The organism is Spirosoma litoris, assembly GCF_054776755.1.
This window is the reverse complement of the sequence record NZ_BAAHBI010000022.1, coordinates 1-17,309: the sequence shown is the minus strand read 5'-3', so window position 1 is coordinate 17,309 and position 17,309 is coordinate 1. Positions and strand designations below refer to the sequence as shown.

At 35.7% G+C, this 17,309-nt stretch carries 14 protein-coding genes and 1 pseudogene; 13 read left to right on the top strand and 2 right to left on the bottom strand.

Annotation, left to right across the window (positions count from 1 at the left end; translation table 11 throughout):
- Positions 1–58: 58 nt before the first annotated feature.
- The 9 genes and pseudogenes from ACYVGR_RS14875 to ACYVGR_RS14835 form a co-directional block, all read left to right on the top strand.
- Positions 59–2,455 (top strand): SLBB domain-containing protein, encoded by a 2,397-nt coding sequence (locus ACYVGR_RS14875; RefSeq protein ID WP_460957955.1) that lies wholly within the window; start codon positions 59–61, stop codon positions 2,453–2,455.
- Positions 2,456–2,476: 21 nt separating this feature from the next.
- Positions 2,477–3,583 carry a GNVR domain-containing protein gene (locus ACYVGR_RS14870; protein ID WP_460957953.1) on the top strand — a complete coding sequence of 369 codons (1,107 nt, stop codon included), beginning with the start codon at positions 2,477–2,479 and terminating at the stop codon, positions 3,581–3,583.
- Positions 3,580–4,554, top strand: a complete 975-nt coding sequence (locus tag ACYVGR_RS14865) for a GDP-mannose 4,6-dehydratase (protein WP_460957951.1) — start codon at positions 3,580–3,582, stop codon at positions 4,552–4,554. The genes ACYVGR_RS14870 and ACYVGR_RS14865 overlap by 4 nt, the downstream gene beginning before the upstream one ends.
- Positions 4,555–4,701: 147 nt before the next feature.
- The gene (locus ACYVGR_RS14860) at positions 4,702–5,796 is read left to right on the top strand and encodes a glycosyltransferase family 4 protein (protein WP_460957950.1); all 1,095 of its coding nucleotides are present in this window, start codon (positions 4,702–4,704) and stop codon (positions 5,794–5,796) included.
- Positions 5,797–6,472: 676 nt separating this feature from the next.
- Positions 6,473–7,780 carry a lipopolysaccharide biosynthesis protein gene (locus tag ACYVGR_RS14855; RefSeq protein WP_460957948.1) on the top strand — a complete coding sequence of 436 codons (1,308 nt, stop codon included), beginning with the start codon at positions 6,473–6,475 and terminating at the stop codon, positions 7,778–7,780.
- A gap of 291 nt (positions 7,781–8,071) precedes the next feature.
- Complete coding sequence (locus ACYVGR_RS14850) at positions 8,072–8,848, top strand: FkbM family methyltransferase (RefSeq protein WP_460957946.1); 777 nt, start codon at positions 8,072–8,074, stop codon at positions 8,846–8,848.
- A 142-nt stretch (positions 8,849–8,990) separates the two neighbouring features.
- Positions 8,991–9,218 carry a transposase gene (locus ACYVGR_RS14845; protein WP_460957944.1) on the top strand — a complete coding sequence of 76 codons (228 nt, stop codon included), beginning with the start codon at positions 8,991–8,993 and terminating at the stop codon, positions 9,216–9,218.
- 77 nt (positions 9,219–9,295) lie between these two features.
- The gene (locus ACYVGR_RS14840; protein ID WP_460957942.1) at positions 9,296–9,541 is read left to right on the top strand and encodes a hypothetical protein; all 246 of its coding nucleotides are present in this window, start codon (positions 9,296–9,298) and stop codon (positions 9,539–9,541) included.
- A gap of 94 nt (positions 9,542–9,635) precedes the next feature.
- Positions 9,636–10,049 (top strand): annotated as a pseudogene (locus tag ACYVGR_RS14835) (integrase core domain-containing protein); the annotation flags it as partial.
- Positions 10,050–10,414: 365 nt separating this feature from the next.
- On the opposite strand, the gene ACYVGR_RS14830 reads toward ACYVGR_RS14835, so the two are convergent.
- Both ACYVGR_RS14830 and ACYVGR_RS14825 read right to left on the bottom strand, forming a co-directional pair.
- Positions 10,415–11,389 (bottom strand): glycosyltransferase, encoded by a 975-nt coding sequence (locus ACYVGR_RS14830; protein WP_460957940.1) that lies wholly within the window; start codon positions 11,387–11,389, stop codon positions 10,415–10,417.
- A gap of 371 nt (positions 11,390–11,760) precedes the next feature.
- Positions 11,761–12,555, bottom strand: coding sequence for a glycosyltransferase family 2 protein (locus tag ACYVGR_RS14825; protein WP_460957938.1), 795 nt, complete (start codon positions 12,553–12,555; stop codon positions 11,761–11,763).
- A 328-nt stretch (positions 12,556–12,883) separates the two neighbouring features.
- Between ACYVGR_RS14825 and ACYVGR_RS14820 the strand changes: the two genes are divergently transcribed.
- From ACYVGR_RS14820 to ACYVGR_RS14805, 4 genes are all read left to right on the top strand, one after another.
- The gene (locus tag ACYVGR_RS14820; protein ID WP_460957936.1) at positions 12,884–13,618 is read left to right on the top strand and encodes a glycosyltransferase family 2 protein; all 735 of its coding nucleotides are present in this window, start codon (positions 12,884–12,886) and stop codon (positions 13,616–13,618) included.
- Positions 13,619–13,910: 292 nt separating this feature from the next.
- Entirely contained in the window at positions 13,911–14,720 is an 810-nt protein-coding gene (locus ACYVGR_RS14815; RefSeq protein ID WP_460957934.1) for a glycosyltransferase, read from the top strand.
- Between the two features lie 70 nt (positions 14,721–14,790).
- The gene (locus ACYVGR_RS14810; RefSeq protein ID WP_460957932.1) at positions 14,791–16,122 is read left to right on the top strand and encodes an oligosaccharide repeat unit polymerase; all 1,332 of its coding nucleotides are present in this window, start codon (positions 14,791–14,793) and stop codon (positions 16,120–16,122) included.
- Positions 16,123–16,129: 7 nt separating this feature from the next.
- On the top strand, positions 16,130–16,816 hold the full coding sequence (locus ACYVGR_RS14805) for a glycosyltransferase family 2 protein (RefSeq protein ID WP_460957930.1): 687 nt from the start codon (positions 16,130–16,132) through the stop codon (positions 16,814–16,816).
- The last annotated feature ends 493 nt before the right edge of the window (positions 16,817–17,309 follow it).

Sequence of the window (17,309 nt, the reverse complement as noted above, 5' to 3'; positions counted from 1 at the left end):
GTTTTAACAAGAATCTATTACTTTTGCAGTTCAAATTTTGGCCCAACCGCCAGTCTTCATGCGTACTAAGGACAAATTGTCACATTTTATCCATTGTATTCTCTTCTATCCTGCTGTTTTCCTACTATTAGCACTGACAGGATCGTATCAGGCATCTGCTCAGGCAGCAACCCGATCTCGGGTAGATCAGTTAAGTGACGAAGACGTACAGAACTTTTATGAACGGGCACAGGCCAGCGGTCTTAGTGAAGCTCAGGTCGAACAAGCTGCCATGTCGCAGGGATATACACTCGACGATATTGCCAAAATGCGGAAGCGGATTATCGCTATTCGCGCCCAGAGTTCTCGTCCATTAAGTCAGTCTGTAATTGACAAACAAACAGGGAGAACATTGCCTCCAGACCTTTCTCGGCGAACCGATTCATTAACTATAACACGTAAGGATACAAGCAAAAAACTCCGCGTGTTTGGCGCTTCTTTATTTGAGAATGCCAATCTGTCATTTGAGCCGAATTTACGCATCGCTACACCAAGAAATTATGTAGTTGGTCCCGACGATGAAATTAAAATTGATATTTCCGGTGCATCAACTGGGAACTTTGAATTGAAAGTTAGCCCAGATGGTACTGTGAAAATTCCTGATCTGGCTCCCATTTTTGTAAGTGGTCTGACAATTGAGCAGGCAGAACAGCGCATTATTGATCGTTTGCGAAAGGGAGGTTATCAGGGTTTAGGTACAGCTGGTAGTGGTACAAGTGCCAATATCACATTAACTAATATTCGTAGCATTCGGGTAACACTGGTAGGTGAAGTAGTTCGCCCTGGAACATATACAATATCTTCTTTAGGTTCAGCATTTAATGCACTTTACCTGGCCGGAGGGCCCAATCCAGAAACAGGATCATTTCGTAAAATAAGTGTGATCCGTGGAAATCGAGTGGTACGTACCATTGACCTATACGATTATATTCTACGGGCAGACCAACGGGACAACATTCAACTCCGTGATCAGGATGTCATTCGGGTTGCCGATTATGAGACCCATGTTGAATTAAAGGGGCAAGTGCGTCGTCCAGCTATTTTTGAAGTACTTCCAGGCGAGACCCTAAAAACAGTTTTGGGATTTGCAGGCGGCTTCGCCGATGATGCTTACCGAGCCTCAATTACACTTCGAAGAAATACCAGTCGTGAACGACGTATTGTTACAATTAGCGAAGAACAAATAGGGGCTTTTATTCCGCAAGGAGGTGATAAATACGAAGTCGGGAAAATATTAGAGCGTTATGAAAACCGAGTACAAGTAGCTGGAGCAGTGATGCGCCCTGGGGATTATTCACTTGAACCAGGTTTAGAAACGGTCCGACAGCTTATCAATCGGGCAGATGGGCTTCGTAAGGATGCATTTACCAATCGAGCATCAATTACCCGTGAGCGCCCAGATATGGATAAAGAAAATCTGTCCTTTGATTTGGGTAAACTAATGCGCGGTGAAATTGCCGATATTCCACTGATGCGCCAGGACAGCTTGACTGTCCTATCTATCCGTGATCTTCGTGAAAAATACTACGTCATAATTGAAGGAGCTGTTAATCAACCTGATAGTATTGAGTTTGTTGCAAATATGAGTGTAGCCGATTTGGTTGCTCAGGCTGGAGGATTCCAAGAAGGTGCTAAACCTAACCTGGTTGAAGTTGCCCGACGTATAAGGCAGGATTCGGCCGGTATTCGAGCTACCAAATTGGAAATTTATCGATTTGCGATTGATAGAAATCTACAGATCACGTCGATGAAGAGTGATTCTGGGGTTTCTGCTGAGTTTAAGCTCAAGCCTTTCGATATTGTGTATATCCGTACATCGCCCAATTATGAAGAACAGCAACAGGTTTATGTATATGGGGAAATTATGCAGCCCGGGAACTATTCTATTTTTAGTAGGGAAGAGCGTATTAGTGACCTTATTAAGCGGGCAGGCGGCCTAAAGCCACAAGCATATATCATGGGCGCCCAATTTAAACGAAAGGGTATTGTTATTGGGAATGACTTAAGCAGAATTCTTACTGATTCGGGAATTGAAGAAAACCTTTTGCTTAGGGCACAAGACACATTATATATTCCCAAACGACCAGAAATAGTTGGAGTAGAGGGTGCCGTTCTGAATTCATCTGCTGTTAGTTATAAAGAAGAATATAAGTTTGACGACTATATCAGTGAAGCAGGAGGTACTACCGATAATGCTCGAAAAAGTAAAGCATATATAGTTTATCCCAATGGTCGAAAAGCCAGAACACATCACTTCCTCTTTTTTTCATTCCGACCTAAAGTTTACCCAGGATCAACAGTTGTTGTTCCATTTAAGCCTCTAGATACAAATAAGTTAAGTACTGCGGAAAGGCTTGGAGTTCTGTCACTATTGACAACTGTTTCGATCGCCCTTGTTAATATTCTTCTTCGTTAAGAATTGCTTTCTCATTTTATTATGTCTATTACAGAAACTTCAAGAAAGAAAGATGCTGAAGAAGGCGAAATCGAGATTCGGCTGAGCGATATTATAGAATTTTTAAAGACTAGTCGCCGACGAATACTAATAGGTGCTTTAATAGGACTTTTAATCGGCGCATTATATGCGTTTTCTAAGCATAATATATATACAGCTCAAGTTACGGTAATGCCAGAAATTCAGGCAAGAGGTGCTAATGGTTTAGGTGGTTTAGGTTCTTTGGCTGGATTAGCCGGCATCAGCCTTGACAATATGAATTCATCGGACGCTATTCGCCCAGATCTTTACCCGAATATATTGCAAAGTATTCCCTTCGCTTTAAATTTATTAAACCATCCAGTTTATTCACTAGAATTAAAGGCAAAAATGCCTTTGAAAGAATATATTGGACGTGTTGGATCAAATAGTTTTATTGGCAAGCTTATGAGTTTATTTGCTGGCAATAAAGAAGAAAAAAATGATGGTAAAAATAATTTGAAGAACTTTGAGGATGCTTTACAAGTCACGAAAGAGGAAGATTTATTAATTAAATCAGTCCAGGCTAGTGTATTAGGAATGTATGATAAGAAAACAGGTATATTAACGATTACTGCTACCGAGCGTGATCCTATGGTTGTAGCTACTATCTCTCGCGCATCTCTCAATTATCTCACGAGCTATATCATTAACTATCGTACGGAAAAAGCTCGTAAACAAGTTGCCTTCCTTGAAGATCGAGTGAAAGAAGCAAAAAGTCGTTATCAATCCGCTGAATATACTTTATCAACTTATAGGGATCGAAATAGGAATCTGTTTTTAAATACTGCTAAAATAGACGAACAAAGGCTTCAGGCGGACTATTTACTTGAGCAATCAGTTTATAATGAATTGTCAAAGCAATTAGAACAGGCTAAAATTAAAGTACAGGAAGAAACGCCAGTATTTAAAATATTAGAGCCACCAACTGTACCACTTCGTAAAACAGGTCCCAAGCGAACATTTATCATGTTAGGCTCTATCGTAGTTGGGGTTGTTATAAGCATAATGGTTGCCTTAATTCGAGACATTCGATTAATTGCTAAATCCAAATCCGTCCGAACTGCATGAAAACAGCCTTAATTTGTGGAGTTTCGGGTCAAGACGGAGCCTATTTAGCGAAATTATTACTTGAAAAAGGCTATCAAGTAGTAGGAGGCTCACGAGATGCCCAAATGTCTTCTTTTAAAAATCTGGAGCGTTTAGGGATCCGTTCTTCTATTCAATTCGTATCTATTAGTATAAATGACTTTAGAAGTGTGTTGCAAACGCTCCTAAAAGTTAAACCTGATGAAGTATATAACCTAGCTGGTCAAAGTTCGGTAGGTCTTTCTTTTGAGCAACCCGTTGAGACACTTGAAAGTATTAGTGTTGGTACGCTTAATCTCCTTGAAGCTATCCGATTTACAAATCAGCCCATTAAGTTTTATAATGCAGGTTCGAGTGAATGTTTTGGCGATACAGGTAGTTTAACAGCCGATGAAAACACGCCTTTTCGCCCAAGGAGCCCATATGGTGTTGCAAAAGCAGCAGCCTTCTGGCAAGTAGCTAATTATAGAGAAGCCTATCAAATCCACGCTAGTACAGGTATTCTATTTAACCATGAATCTCCCCTCCGACCAGAACGATTTGTGACGCAGAAGATCGTAGCTGCGGCTTGTAGGATTGCTAATGGAAGTAACGAAATATTGACGTTAGGTAATATTGATATCGCGCGTGATTGGGGATGGGCTCCAGACTATGTAGAAGCGATGTGGCTTATGTTGCAACAAAACCAATCGGATGATTATGTAATTGCCACAGGCAAAACACATAAATTAAGTGATTTCATTCGCGTTGTATTTGAAACGGTTGGTCTCTGCTGGGAAAACCATGTGCATACTGATAAGTCCTTTTTCCGACCAACTGATATTGCTGAAGGGCATGCTAATCCAGCTAAAGCCTTAAGGAATTTGGAATGGAAGGCCCAATTTACGATGAGTGAAGTAGCAAGGCAAATGGTTATGGGATCGACTAGTGGAGACACAATTATTGGTAAATGATTGTGTCTCCACTAGTTCTAGCAATTTTGACATATTTATCTGCTGGATAAAGCACTTAACAATTGCTCTAATATATAACTTTTGTTTAGTGGCAATATAAGTATTCTAAACGGATTATGTCTTTGCAAGAAATATCTTTGAAGAAATATGAATATTTTTTTTGACCATCAGGCTTTTTCTCTTCAGAACTACGGAGGTATATCTAGATACTACTGTGAGTTAATAAAAGGAATTAATAAAGATGAGCATCATAATGCTCATCTTTCTTTGCTTTGGTCTAACAATATTCATTTACATGAATATAAAATTCCCGTATTACCATATCCATTTCCAAAAAGGTATCGATTACTTTCTCAGTCAAATAAAATATTCAATATAGTAAATGCTAAACTTGCTAATTATGATGTATATCATGCTACGTATTTTAGTGATTTTTTAAAGAATTATACAAGCCATAAGCCATATGTAACTACATTTTATGATATGACATATGAGCGATTATCTCATCAGTTTGTTGAACTATCGGCTGATACGTTGATTATTGGTCAAAAGAAGAAGATAGCGCAATATGCATCTCATCTAATAGCGATATCTGAAAGCACTAAACGGGATATGGTTGATATCTTAAATATTGACCCCAAAAAAATTACAGTTATTTACCTTAGTACTCCATTTTCTCAAAATAAAATTTTAGAAAATACTTATAAAATTAACAAGAGGCCTTATCTATTATTTGTTGGTAATAGAACTGGGTACAAAAACTTTATTCCATTTTTACGCTCTATTGCCTATATACTTATTCGTTACCAAATTGTCCTTGTTTGCGCAGGTGGTGGCAGTTTTACAAGTAATGAGCATGACGTAATCAGAGCATTATCACTAAATGGATTAGTAGAACATCAATTAATTGATGATACTTTATTGCCACATCTATACGACGGGGCAATTGCTTTTGTATTTCCTTCCTTGTATGAAGGTTTTGGTATTCCTATTTTAGAAGCTTTTTCTTGTAATTGTCCCTGTATTGTAAGTAATACCAGTTCATTTCCAGAAGTTGCTGGTAAAGGTGCATTATATTTTGACCCGACAGATTCGGAATCCATGGCCACAAATGTCGAACGCGTCATATTGGACGATGAGCTAAGAAATAACTTAATTCAAAATGGACAACAACAATTGCGACGATTTTCTTGGCAACATACAGTTAATGAAACTTTGGGGCTATATGAAAACCTAATTTGACTATTAGATTCCATACCCAATTAACACTTTCACGTGTTATAAATAATAAAGTTTTAAAACTTCCTGTTGAGTAATAGATTAACTCCAATAAATTAAGTAATTAAACTGGACAATGATTTTAAATAGGCTACTACAAACCTCAGAATGTTAAACTTTAAACGTTATGGCTAGCTACAATCATTTAAAAAAAATATTATACTGCCGGAAGTTTAGCATGAAAGCAAACTTGGTAGCTGATGAGTGTTTATGTATTCAAGCAATATTCATAAATCGAGTAGATTTAATAGATAATATTCCTCTGATATGAGTATAATAGGATTAGTAGTATATTGAAAAAGCAATTGCACTTTTTACATAAATTTTATTTGTGTAAAAAAATATTTAAAATTGCTTTTGAATGGATCTCAAACTAGTTAGCTAGTATAATAACATATTAGCAATAGGGAAAAGATACAAAACCTGTAATCGTTTTTTTTACTAACAATTTCTCTATTTTGTAAACTTACTAAAGTAGGTTTAAAGGTATTTATTAAAAATAATTGTTAACGTTAATATCGTGTGCGAAGAATATAACCTAAGCTAATTATGCATTTTCTTTCACAAAAAAAGCAATTAGACTATTAATACTTACGGAGTATTAATTCTACTTTACTTATTATTAATGATTTTAAACTCAATGTCTAAAAATATTCGGGCTACTATTAAAAACCCTAAAGCATTAGAATGGATTAAATTAATTACTATCACCAGTTCTGCTCAAATAGTAGTGCAAGGGGTAGGAGCGATAAGTGGTCTTTTAATAATTCGTCTATTTTCGACAAAAGAATATGCATTATATACCCTAACTAATTCAATGCTTATGACTATGATAGTTCTAGCGGATAGTGGAATTGCTGCAGGAGTAATGTCGCAGGGAGGAAAAGTTTGGCAAGACCGTGTAAAACTAGGAACCGTATTAGCTGTTGGTCTTGATTTAAGGAAAAAATTTGCAATTGCGAGCCTTATTATTTCTGTTCCTTTACTGCTGTATCAATTGCTTCATCACGATGCAAGCTGGTTTACGTCTTTAATAATTATTTTTTCTCTTATACCTGCATTTTTATCCGCTCTTACTGGGGAGTTGCTTGAAATTGCTCCCAAACTCAAGCAAGATATTGCCCCATTGCAAAAGAATCAGGTTAAATTACATTTAGCACGTCTAGTGCTCACCTTTACAATAATATATTTTTTTCCCTGGGCTTTTTTAGCTTTACTTGCCAGTGGAATTTCTCAATTATGGGCTAATGTTAACTTAAAGAAAATATCCGACAAGCATGCTAAACAAGAACAAAAATCAGATCCTATTATCCGGGCGGCAATTTTAGCAGTTGTTAAACGCCAATTACCTAGTTCTATTTACCACTGTTTTTCAGGTCAAATCACAATTTGGCTAGTTTCTGCTTTTGGCTCTACACTAGCAGTTGCTCAAATTGGAGCTCTTGGTCGTATTGCGTTATTACCTGGACTCTTAACTTTACTTTTTAATATAATCATTCTTCCCCGCTACGCCAGATTACCTAAAGATCAGACCATCCTTCTAAATTACTTTATAAAAATACAGATAGGGTGGCTAATCGTAAGTGCTACTATTGTTGGACTTTTTTGGGCGTTTTCTACTGAGATATTATGGATACTAGGCCCTAAATACTCGGCATTAAAAAAAGAGGCATTGCTAATAACAATAACTAGTTGTATTAATTTAATTTCTGGATCTGCTTTTAATCTGTATACAAGTAGAGGGTGGATTCTAAATCCTATTATTTCTATTGCTATTAACACTATTGCCATTGTGGGTGGTGTTGCTTTTATAGATGTTTCATCACTCCAAGGCGTATTGGTACTAAGTATTTTTGTTGCTGTTATACAAGCTATAGCTAATACTTTATATGCCTTCCTACAGATAATAAAATCTAATAACATTATTAATTATGATAATGTTGTATAGTTTATTATATTTGATAGCTAGAACTAAGTAATTAAATGCAATAAACCGATGATTCATTTTTATAATAGATATTGCAATTTTTATTTAGAATAATTTACCTATTAAAGCTATATTAATGTATGTGGGCCAAACTAGTATAATGGCAAATACAGTGAGGTAAGCTTATATATTATTGATAACTAGTTAGTTTGATTTTTTAATAGTATCCTTGTATCAAATATGGAAAACCTTTAAAGAGAAGTTGGCACTCACTTTATGTTATCATCATAGCTCAAACCTCTTGATCGCAATATGCTTTACCGATTAGAAATTCTACTTCACTTGGTTAAATCTTTAGGCTTATCCAAGGGCGTTGTTTTATTTTTTCAAGGAACCTCAATAAAGAAAAAAACAGCGTTGAGAATTCGAAATTTTAAACACCCAATTATTTTGCGCCCTAATACTTCTGATAGAGAAGTGTTTTCTCAAGTTTTTGTCTACAAGGAATTCGATATTGATTTGGGCTTTGAACCAAAGACGATTATTGATGGTGGGGCTAATATTGGCTTAGCAAGCATATATTTTAAAAATAAATTTCCAAATGCTACAATTATTGCCGTTGAACCGGATAAGGATAATCTAGATGCGTTGAGAGAAAATCTACTGCACTATACTAATATTCATATAATAAAAGCAGGTTTGTGGCCACGGTCGACAAGATTAAGTATAAGTGATAAGTACAATATGGGTAAATGGGCAATGGTTACTGAGGAAATTGATGCCAGTAAAGAAGAAGCTACTAATCCCAATACGATTGATACTATTACTATTGATAATATTCTAACTGAGTTTAATTTAGAACGAATCGATTTATTAAAGTTAGATATTGAATCAGCAGAAAAATATTTGTTTAGCGATAATTATTTAAGTTGGTTACCTAAAACAAAGGCCATAATTATTGAGCTTCATGATTGGATGGAAGATGGATGCTCAAAGCCTTTTTTTGCTGCCATAAACAAAGCTTTTCAAAATTATAGTCTTAAATTAAGCGGTGAAAATGTTGTTGTAATCAACAAGGATATTTTGTAATATTAACGATTCTCAGGACGAGTTGAGGAATTGCTAAAATCTGCGAGCTGTGCCTGCTCCCGAACCGCGTAACCATTGAAAAGTAGAAAATCAGTTTTATTTTCATCTAATCAATGGTTTATCATGAAGAAAAGTCAGTTTAGTGAATCGCAACGGTGAACCGTCCAAAATCGTTGAGATTTTAGCACTACCGAGTCAAGGACAGTCCGTCGATGAGATTTGCCGACAGTATAACATTTCCCCGGCCACCTTTTACAACTGGCGACAGAAGTACGGTGGTATGGATACCGAAGAGCTTCGCAAAATAAAGACCCTACAAGCCGAAAATGCTCGGTTGAAGAAATTGTTAGCCGACAAAAGCTTGGATTAGACATTCTCAATGATGCCTACGAGCTCCTAGCTATAGGCCCCTCTACCCAGCAGGCTATCACAATTGTCCACACAGTCGTGACTCAACGCCAAACCTCGCTCCGGCGAGTCTGCCGAGTATTGGGGCAACGTCGAGCGACGATCTATACCAAAGCTAAACGAGTCAATGCCGATAAGCAGATTGCTGAGCAACTTAAAGCCTTGTCGATGAGGTATCTGAATTGGGGCTTTGGGTTGATGTTTGGTTGGCTTCGATTGGCAGGTCATACCTGGAATCACAAGCGGGTTTATCGAGTCTATAAGTCACTCAAGCTGAATTTATGAACGCCTGTCAAACGCAAAACCATGAAGCGGGACAATCCCAACACGTTGGCTGCCAGCAAAGTAGGACAAGGCGGGCCGCCGGGGCGGTTGGTCATTGGATTTTCTAAGCGATGAAGTGGTGGCCGAGAAGAAAACGTGCATCTTGAACGTGCTCGATGAGTGTAGCTGCAAGTGTTTGTTAGTGGTAGCCCAGAGCAGTTTCAAAGCTAAACAACTCGTGGCTTATTTGGAGCAGATGGGATTGGCTCATGGCAAACCGGAGTACATCCGTTGTGATAATGGTCCCGAGATGATCAGTGCTAAGATGGTGGCCTTCGGCCTCAAACATGGCATCGAAATTCGCTATACTCAGCCGGGCAAACCCACGCAAAATGGATTGGTTGAGCGGCTTAATGGGACTATTCGAACGAGTGTCTGAACTTGAAGGTATTTACGACAATCCAGCAGATTCAAGATGCTTTGGATGAGTGGTGGCGACGGTATAATTTTGAGAGGCCTCATTCATCGTTGAAATATCGGACTCCAGAAAGTGTTTATCAATCGGGTATTCGATTCCAACATTCAATGGTTACGCTTTAGGGGAGGAGGACAACCAATGGAGTCACTAGGCAATATATCCTCAAAGGGTTTCGAATTAGAATTGTCAAACCTAGCGACGTATCTTGGATTCGAGATCAACCCAACCACTGATTTAACAAAACATTAGACTTTTTAAGTCCAATCCATTACACTTTAAAACGGGGAATTGAACTTCAAACTTGAATCTGCTCTTCTCAATTATAAAATGAAATAAAGAAATGTCATTATAAGAATAAATTAATTTTAATGTTCTATGAAGTTGACACGTATAAAGTTATAGCATTTGTTCTTTATTTATAATTTTACAAGATTATTACGATATTTTTGTGTAGCCTCTATGATGGATTTAATAGGGTTATCAAAAATAATATTTGCCTGAAATGGTATAAGCGCACAAACACAGGCTCTTGAATAATTATTTCTAATTATTAAATATTTGACGAGATGAAACCCAGCTATTAGAATAGTCTTTAAGGTTCTAGGTTCCAATCCGTAGCGAATAAATGCGTCATAATAGATTAGTTTTTTAGTTGAAACTTCAATTCCTTCAAATATTTTGTCAACGTATTTTTTTTCTAATCTATTTGCAGGTATAAAATGTTTAAATTTCAGTCTTTCGTCATACCATAATTGGTAGCCAGCGATCAAAAACCATCTACATAGCTCTGAATCCCCACCACATTCTAAACTAGATCCACTTCTATCTGATACTTGGAATCTGAAACCACTGGTAAGTAGTTTCGTAAATACAGATTTTTTAAAAATCATCCCTGCTCCCCATAGGTACCCTCGTGATGAGACATCTCCTGAATACAAATTTTGAGCACCAACTGCATAAGCATATTGAAAAGTAGTAAACCATAAAGGTAAGTCAAACTCACTAATAGGTTCGCTAAACCCGCCTAATACGCCAATATTAGGGTTGTTAGCCATTATAGCATATGCAGTTTCAATATAAGTAGGACAAAGCCAATTGTCGTCGTCGCAAAGAAGTATATATTCGTAAGTAGCTTCCGCTATACCCTTTAGCCTTGCATTATTCAGGCCCTGTTTTTCCTCAAATACAATCTTGAAATTAATATTAGTGATGTTATATTCAGCCCATATTAAATTAGCTCTCTCAGACGTATTATCTGTCGAATTATTATCCACAATAATGAGTTCCCATTTTATAGCGCTAGTAATTTCTTGCTTGACTATATGCTCAATGGTTTTAGTTAAACGTTGAGCACTATTATAACAGCATATAACCACGCTAACTCCATTCATATTTGAAATAGTTGGGAGATTGCCCATATCGCCTTAATTCTTTATTTATTTTACTTGTAATATTCTTACTTTAACCAAGGGGAATTTAGTTTTTTTTAACAAGCTATATACATATTTAGTTCATTTGAATCGTGTTTACGCTTTAATATTATAACATAGACGAAATTTATTTTATTAAATTTATTGTCGATACATTACTATATTAGAGTCTGTAGAAGAATTGCTAAAATCTGCGAGCTGTGCCAACTTGGTCTATAGGGCTCCCCAAAAAGTGTCCGGCGAAATCGGCCCACCTCAAATAACAGCATTTCTAAGGTTTGGATAGCTGTTACTCATAAAAAATCCTGCAGAGAGTTATAAATCATTAATTTTTATTTTATATATATCCTGATAAATAAACGCAGTTTATCAAAAACCATTAAAAGGTTTCCTTTTACTAATGAAATTGCGTCGTTCTTTATTTTAGCTCGATATGTTTCGCTGCTGGCTTTAAAAAGATTGACACTACTTACTCCACCAACACGCATTTTAGCCGTTATTTTATCAATAAATGAAGTAACTAATTGATTCTTTGCGCGAAGAAGCAACTCGTAATCACCAGAAATATTATATTTAGTATCGAAAAAGCCATATTTTACAAACAATTGTTTAGAGTGAAAAGTCCCCACATGCCAGGTAATCATTTGGCGCCTAAAACGCTCCCACTCCCAAGTCTCACCAACTACTTCGATAGGAGATAGGTCCATATTAACTAACTCTATGCGTGAGGAGACAAAATCTAACATGTGTTGATTAGGGTGATGGACAATGTGCTGTACATATGAGTACAAAGCGTCAGGATATAATTGATCGTCTGCTCCAACAAAAGCAATCCAGTCGCCACTTGCCTTGGCCAATCCCTTATTCCAAGCATCGTATATTCCTTTGTCAGGTTCACTCACCCAATGAGTAAGCTGATTCTGATACTTTTTAATGATTGAGAGAGTACTATCAGTGGAGCCACCATCAATAATTATATATTCAAAATTTTTATAGGTTTGATTTAAAATGCTGGATATACAGGAATCTAAGTATTTTTCGGCATTATATACTGCTGTAATTATTGTGACTTTAGGAGAAGAAGGTAGTTCTGAAAATTCCTTTAGTTGATCTTCATTCTTACGCATAGTACCTGAGATTAAGGTCAATTATAAAATAAAGAGCTTATTAACAGACTCTTAGAGTAATAATTGATCTAAGGTTATATTAGCACTACTTAAATCGAAATGGTGGCCATAGCTTGCATCCAAGTGAATAACATTGCAAAGGCAACAGATAAATTCACTAAATAGAAAATTAATGCATCTAGTATGTGATAGCTTATAAGCGCCTAATTGACTTCATTTTCATCAAAAGTAGTGCATAAAATAATACCTGTTTATCTTTACAGAAGATTTGCTCTAAATAGAAGGCACTTTTAGCCTGAAAGGAAGTATGTATTAGTAATTTTAAGTTATGGGACGTCCCTTAGTGTCTATCATTACAGTTGTGTTTAATGCTTTGCCCACTTTGGAAGCTACTATTCAAAGTGTTATAGAGCAAGATAAAGAGTTAATTGAATATTGGATAATTGATGGGGGAAGCACGGATGGGTCTATAGACTTAATACGCAAATACGAAGACCAACTTGCTGGTTGGTGCAGCGAGCCCGATAAAGGTATTTATGATGCTATGAATAAGGGTATAAACTGGGCAACTGGCGATTGGCTTTATTTTATTGGGGGTGATGATACCTTAAGGCCAAATATAATAAGAACAATAGAACCTTACTTAAAGACCGATTATTCAATAGTATTTGGGGAGATAATGTTTGATAATGGCCACCTTTATCGTTCCTTTCTGGGTCCAAGAACTATTCTGCAAAATACAGTACATCATCAAAGTGCATTTTATAATTCTTCACTATTTAAGCATTATCGCTATGATGATACAATTAAAATAGTGTCAGAATATGATCTGCATTTACGTGTCTATACTAAAAATAAGCTTACTTATTATATGCCTTTAATTATAGCCGACTGTGCAACTGGTGGAGCTAGCAGTGAATTATCTCGTTCTTTAAAAGAAACAAATCAAGTAAGAACACGTTATGTGAAAAATAAGCTTAAAAATAATTTTCTTTCCATGTTTTTAAATTTGTATTATATGCAAAAAGCAATCAGATATTTTCTTTATGGACACCGAGTGTAAATTTGGAATACGCTGATTTGCTATTTTATAACTTAACTATGAATGTATTAATTTATTGATATTTTATAGTAAGCATTGTTTGAAATGCTCTTAAATAATATTTTCTAGACCACCGGACTAAATTTGTTTGATCCAATTTTAAAGAGCACTATTTGATTACTCTAGGTTATTAAGTTGTATGGTGCATTATTTGGAAATGCTTGAAAATAAGATTTAAAAACCGTAAATCATGAAATTTTCTATTATTTCCTTGCGGATTTTACGAGAATTTTGAAATTGTAACCCTGTATTTATGCATCAGAATAATTCAGTTACGAGACATTTACATCAAGAGCCTCTAATATCGATTATCATTACAATATTAAATGGTGGGGAAACCTTAGAACGTTGTTTATTAAGTATTCAAAATCAACTGTTTGCAGATTTTGAATTAATTATTGTAGATGGAGGTAGTAAAGATAATACTTTAAGTATTATTGAAGCATGTTATATGCCTAACAAAAAACTACATGTATTAGCTGGAGCTGGATTATACCAAGGATTAAATACTGGGATTAATTTGTCTTCCGGAAAATGGCTTTATTTTATGGGTGCAGATGATGAACTACATGAAATATATACTTTGCATAAAGTAGCTGAAGAGATTAAATCAATAAAGAAAGATACTAAAGTAATCGTTGGTGATGTTAACTGTGTAAAGCAGGAGAACATACTTACTCCTCTTTTTGGGTCACCTTATTTAATGCGCCATCAAGTCCATCATCAAGGCATGTTTTATAAAAGAGAGGTTTTTGATAATTTATTATATGACGAAACTATGAGAATAGCTTCAGATTATGAGCTTAATCTGAAGCTGGCCTTGATGGGTGTTCCTCACCAATCTATGCGTATTATTGTATGTAATTTCGGGGGTGATGGAATCAGCGAAAATCAGATGAAACGTGGTTATAAAGAGATGCAACAAGTACATAGACACCTTTTTAGTGTGCCTGGGCGTTACTGGGTTATGGGTTATTTTTGGTTTCGACGCGGTATTGGTGCCATACTCAGGAAATACAATTTTCCTATAGTTAGATCAAGTTTTAAAAAAATATTTGGATAATACCAGATTTATGTCTTTTATAAGTAAGGTGATAAATTGAGTAGAAAGAGCGAATATTTAATGCATTAATATGGGAATTGAATTTGATTTCTTGCCTGTACTTTTTGGGTGGGTATCGCTCTTACTGGTTGTGTATTTTATCTTATATTATAAGTACATCTATTCTGTTGTAGATCCATTGTTTGGATGGGTTTTTTCTACTGCATTCGCTAGCTACTTTGCTACCCAAGTCATTCCTGATACAAAAGATATTATTCACTTTTTTGGTTGTCAACTTGCTTTATGGATTGGCTTTTTAATCGCATACCGGCCAGATAGTAATCCTAACGTGGCGGGTATTATCGAAGGCACTGACCAAACTTATACTTTTTCTGACCAATTTCTATTGCGTTATACAACATACTTACTCTTAGCTGTTTTTATATTGTCGAATATAATTATAGGTTATAGTAAAGGATTCGCCTTGTTTTCTGCAAATCCAACAGAATCGAAAATAGCCGATTTTCAGGGAGGATTTGGTTTATTTAGAAAAATCAACTGGAGCGCAGGTACTTTTGTTAGCACTTCTCTTGTATATATGTATCTACTAGAAAAAAGGAGAAAGGACTTGTTGTTTTTATTAATCGTGGTATTTTTTTCGTCATTGGATGGTTCGAAGGGAGCATTTGTAAAAATTGCCGCTTCCGCTGGTGTCATATTGTACCACCCCTCATTTGCAGATAAGCAATTAATTTTGAAGAAATTTCAGCGCTATTTACCATTGATTTTTGTTATAGGTATGGGAGTTGTCTTTACAGTCCTTATAAAAGAGAATGGTGATTTTAGTGCAGCTTTTTTAGCTTTTATAAAGCGCTTATTGTATAGCGCGGATTCTCTTTTATATTATTACCAACCTGTTAACATAGCTTATTTTGAAAAATATACCTGGTGGGATTATATTCCTAATAATATAATTAACCCTATTTTTGGCTTTCTTCGTTTACAAGAATATCATGAAACCCCAGGTAATATAATGATTGACAACTTGCGGTTGCCTGATTCAATTGCTACTGTTACTGTGGGGCCAAATGCACCATTTTATATTGAAGGTCGTATTTATTTTTATTATTGGGCTGCCTTCCCTTTTAGTATGCTCTTAGGATACCTATATGTTGTTATTAGAAATCATTACTTTTCACTAAAACACACTAGCGCTTTCTATTTTGTTTTTATGGGAAGTGTTCTCCTATTTTCAGCTACGCTTATTAGTGATGTCAATTTGGCAGTAACTCAATTATTTAGTTTAGCTTTTTTTGTCATTCCCCCCTATATAGTGGTTAGCTTTCTGTTAACTAACCGCTTAAAGATTAATTTAAGTAAGTTATTCAAAATTACTAAGCTCCTTTCAAATGATATTCATTAGTGTCTGTATGGCTACATATAATGGAGAATTATATATTGAACGGCAGTTAAAATCAATTCTTCAACAATTAGGTGAAAATGACGAAATAGTTATATCTGATGATGGATCAACGGACAAAACTTTACAGCTAATAAATGGGTTCGCAGATCGAAGAATAAAAGTATTTGTAAATAAAAAGCATCGTGGCCCAATAGGTAATTTTGAAAATGCATTACTAAATTCAGGTGGTCAATATATATATTTAGCAGATCAAGATGATATTTGGTTGCCCGACAAAATTTTAACAATCAATTCTTTACTTAAAAATCATGATTTGGTACTAACTGATTGTGAAGTTGTAGACCAGAATGGTAGTTTATTACAATCATCATTCTTTAAGCATAGGGGCAGTTCTCCTGGTTTTTGGAATAACTTATACCGAAACTCCTATATGGGATGTTGCATGGCTTTTCGGCGCGAAATACTAGAATATGTTCTCCCTTTTCCGTCCAAGATTCATATGCATGATTGGTGGATTGGGTTACTTGTAGAAGCTAAAGGCCGCGTTATATTCTATGAAAAACCATTGATTAAATATGTTCGTCATGGAGGTAATGCTTCACCCACAGGAGAAGTTGGCTATGGTTTTTATAGACAATTCTCCAACCGTTTATTTTTATTAGTAAATCTCATTAAACATTTACTGCTACATTAAAATTGTTTTATACTATTTTGTTGTTTGCCGCAATAATTTCTGCTTTTCTGATCTACACTTGATGGATGTTACAAATAACCATCTAATAATTTAATCATTATTTTAGTTCGTTTATCTATGCCATCATTTGCCTAAATGATAAACTGTATCGTAAAAATCCTTATCTTAAATACAAAACTTTGGGGTCGCCGAATTATTGGACAATTTATTTCTTGTATATGTTTTTTTTTCTAGCAATTGCATATTTTGATAATCGAGGATAAAAGCTGAAGAGCACAATGCAGGATATGAGAATAAACCGTTGCCCCTTTGCGTTATTTATAAATCCATTGACTTGTTTAATATATTCTGCATCTCCTAGTTCTTTCCATTTCACTAAATCAGCTAACGTTTTACGTTTTGGGAGTGAGTAATGTGATATTACGTCTCCTTGTGTCCTTACCCCATTTGGTGAGCCAGTTTTGACTGGAATTTAAGCCGCCTGCCGGTATTC

Coding starts and splice junctions, on each gene's coding strand:
- ACYVGR_RS14875 (WP_460957955.1), top strand. CDS start 59: ATGCGTACTAAGGACAAATTGTCACATTTTATCCATTGTATTCTCTTC.
- ACYVGR_RS14870 (WP_460957953.1), top strand. CDS start 2,477: ATGTCTATTACAGAAACTTCAAGAAAGAAAGATGCTGAAGAAGGCGAA.
- ACYVGR_RS14865 (WP_460957951.1), top strand. CDS start 3,580: ATGAAAACAGCCTTAATTTGTGGAGTTTCGGGTCAAGACGGAGCCTAT.
- ACYVGR_RS14860 (WP_460957950.1), top strand. CDS start 4,702: ATGAATATTTTTTTTGACCATCAGGCTTTTTCTCTTCAGAACTACGGA.
- ACYVGR_RS14855 (WP_460957948.1), top strand. CDS start 6,473: ATGTCTAAAAATATTCGGGCTACTATTAAAAACCCTAAAGCATTAGAA.
- ACYVGR_RS14850 (WP_460957946.1), top strand. CDS start 8,072: ATGCTTTACCGATTAGAAATTCTACTTCACTTGGTTAAATCTTTAGGC.
- ACYVGR_RS14830 (WP_460957940.1), bottom strand. CDS start 11,389: ATGAATGGAGTTAGCGTGGTTATATGCTGTTATAATAGTGCTCAACGT.
- ACYVGR_RS14825 (WP_460957938.1), bottom strand. CDS start 12,555: ATGCGTAAGAATGAAGATCAACTAAAGGAATTTTCAGAACTACCTTCT.
- ACYVGR_RS14820 (WP_460957936.1), top strand. CDS start 12,884: ATGGGACGTCCCTTAGTGTCTATCATTACAGTTGTGTTTAATGCTTTG.
- ACYVGR_RS14815 (WP_460957934.1), top strand. CDS start 13,911: ATGCATCAGAATAATTCAGTTACGAGACATTTACATCAAGAGCCTCTA.
- ACYVGR_RS14810 (WP_460957932.1), top strand. CDS start 14,791: ATGGGAATTGAATTTGATTTCTTGCCTGTACTTTTTGGGTGGGTATCG.
- ACYVGR_RS14805 (WP_460957930.1), top strand. CDS start 16,130: ATGGCTACATATAATGGAGAATTATATATTGAACGGCAGTTAAAATCA.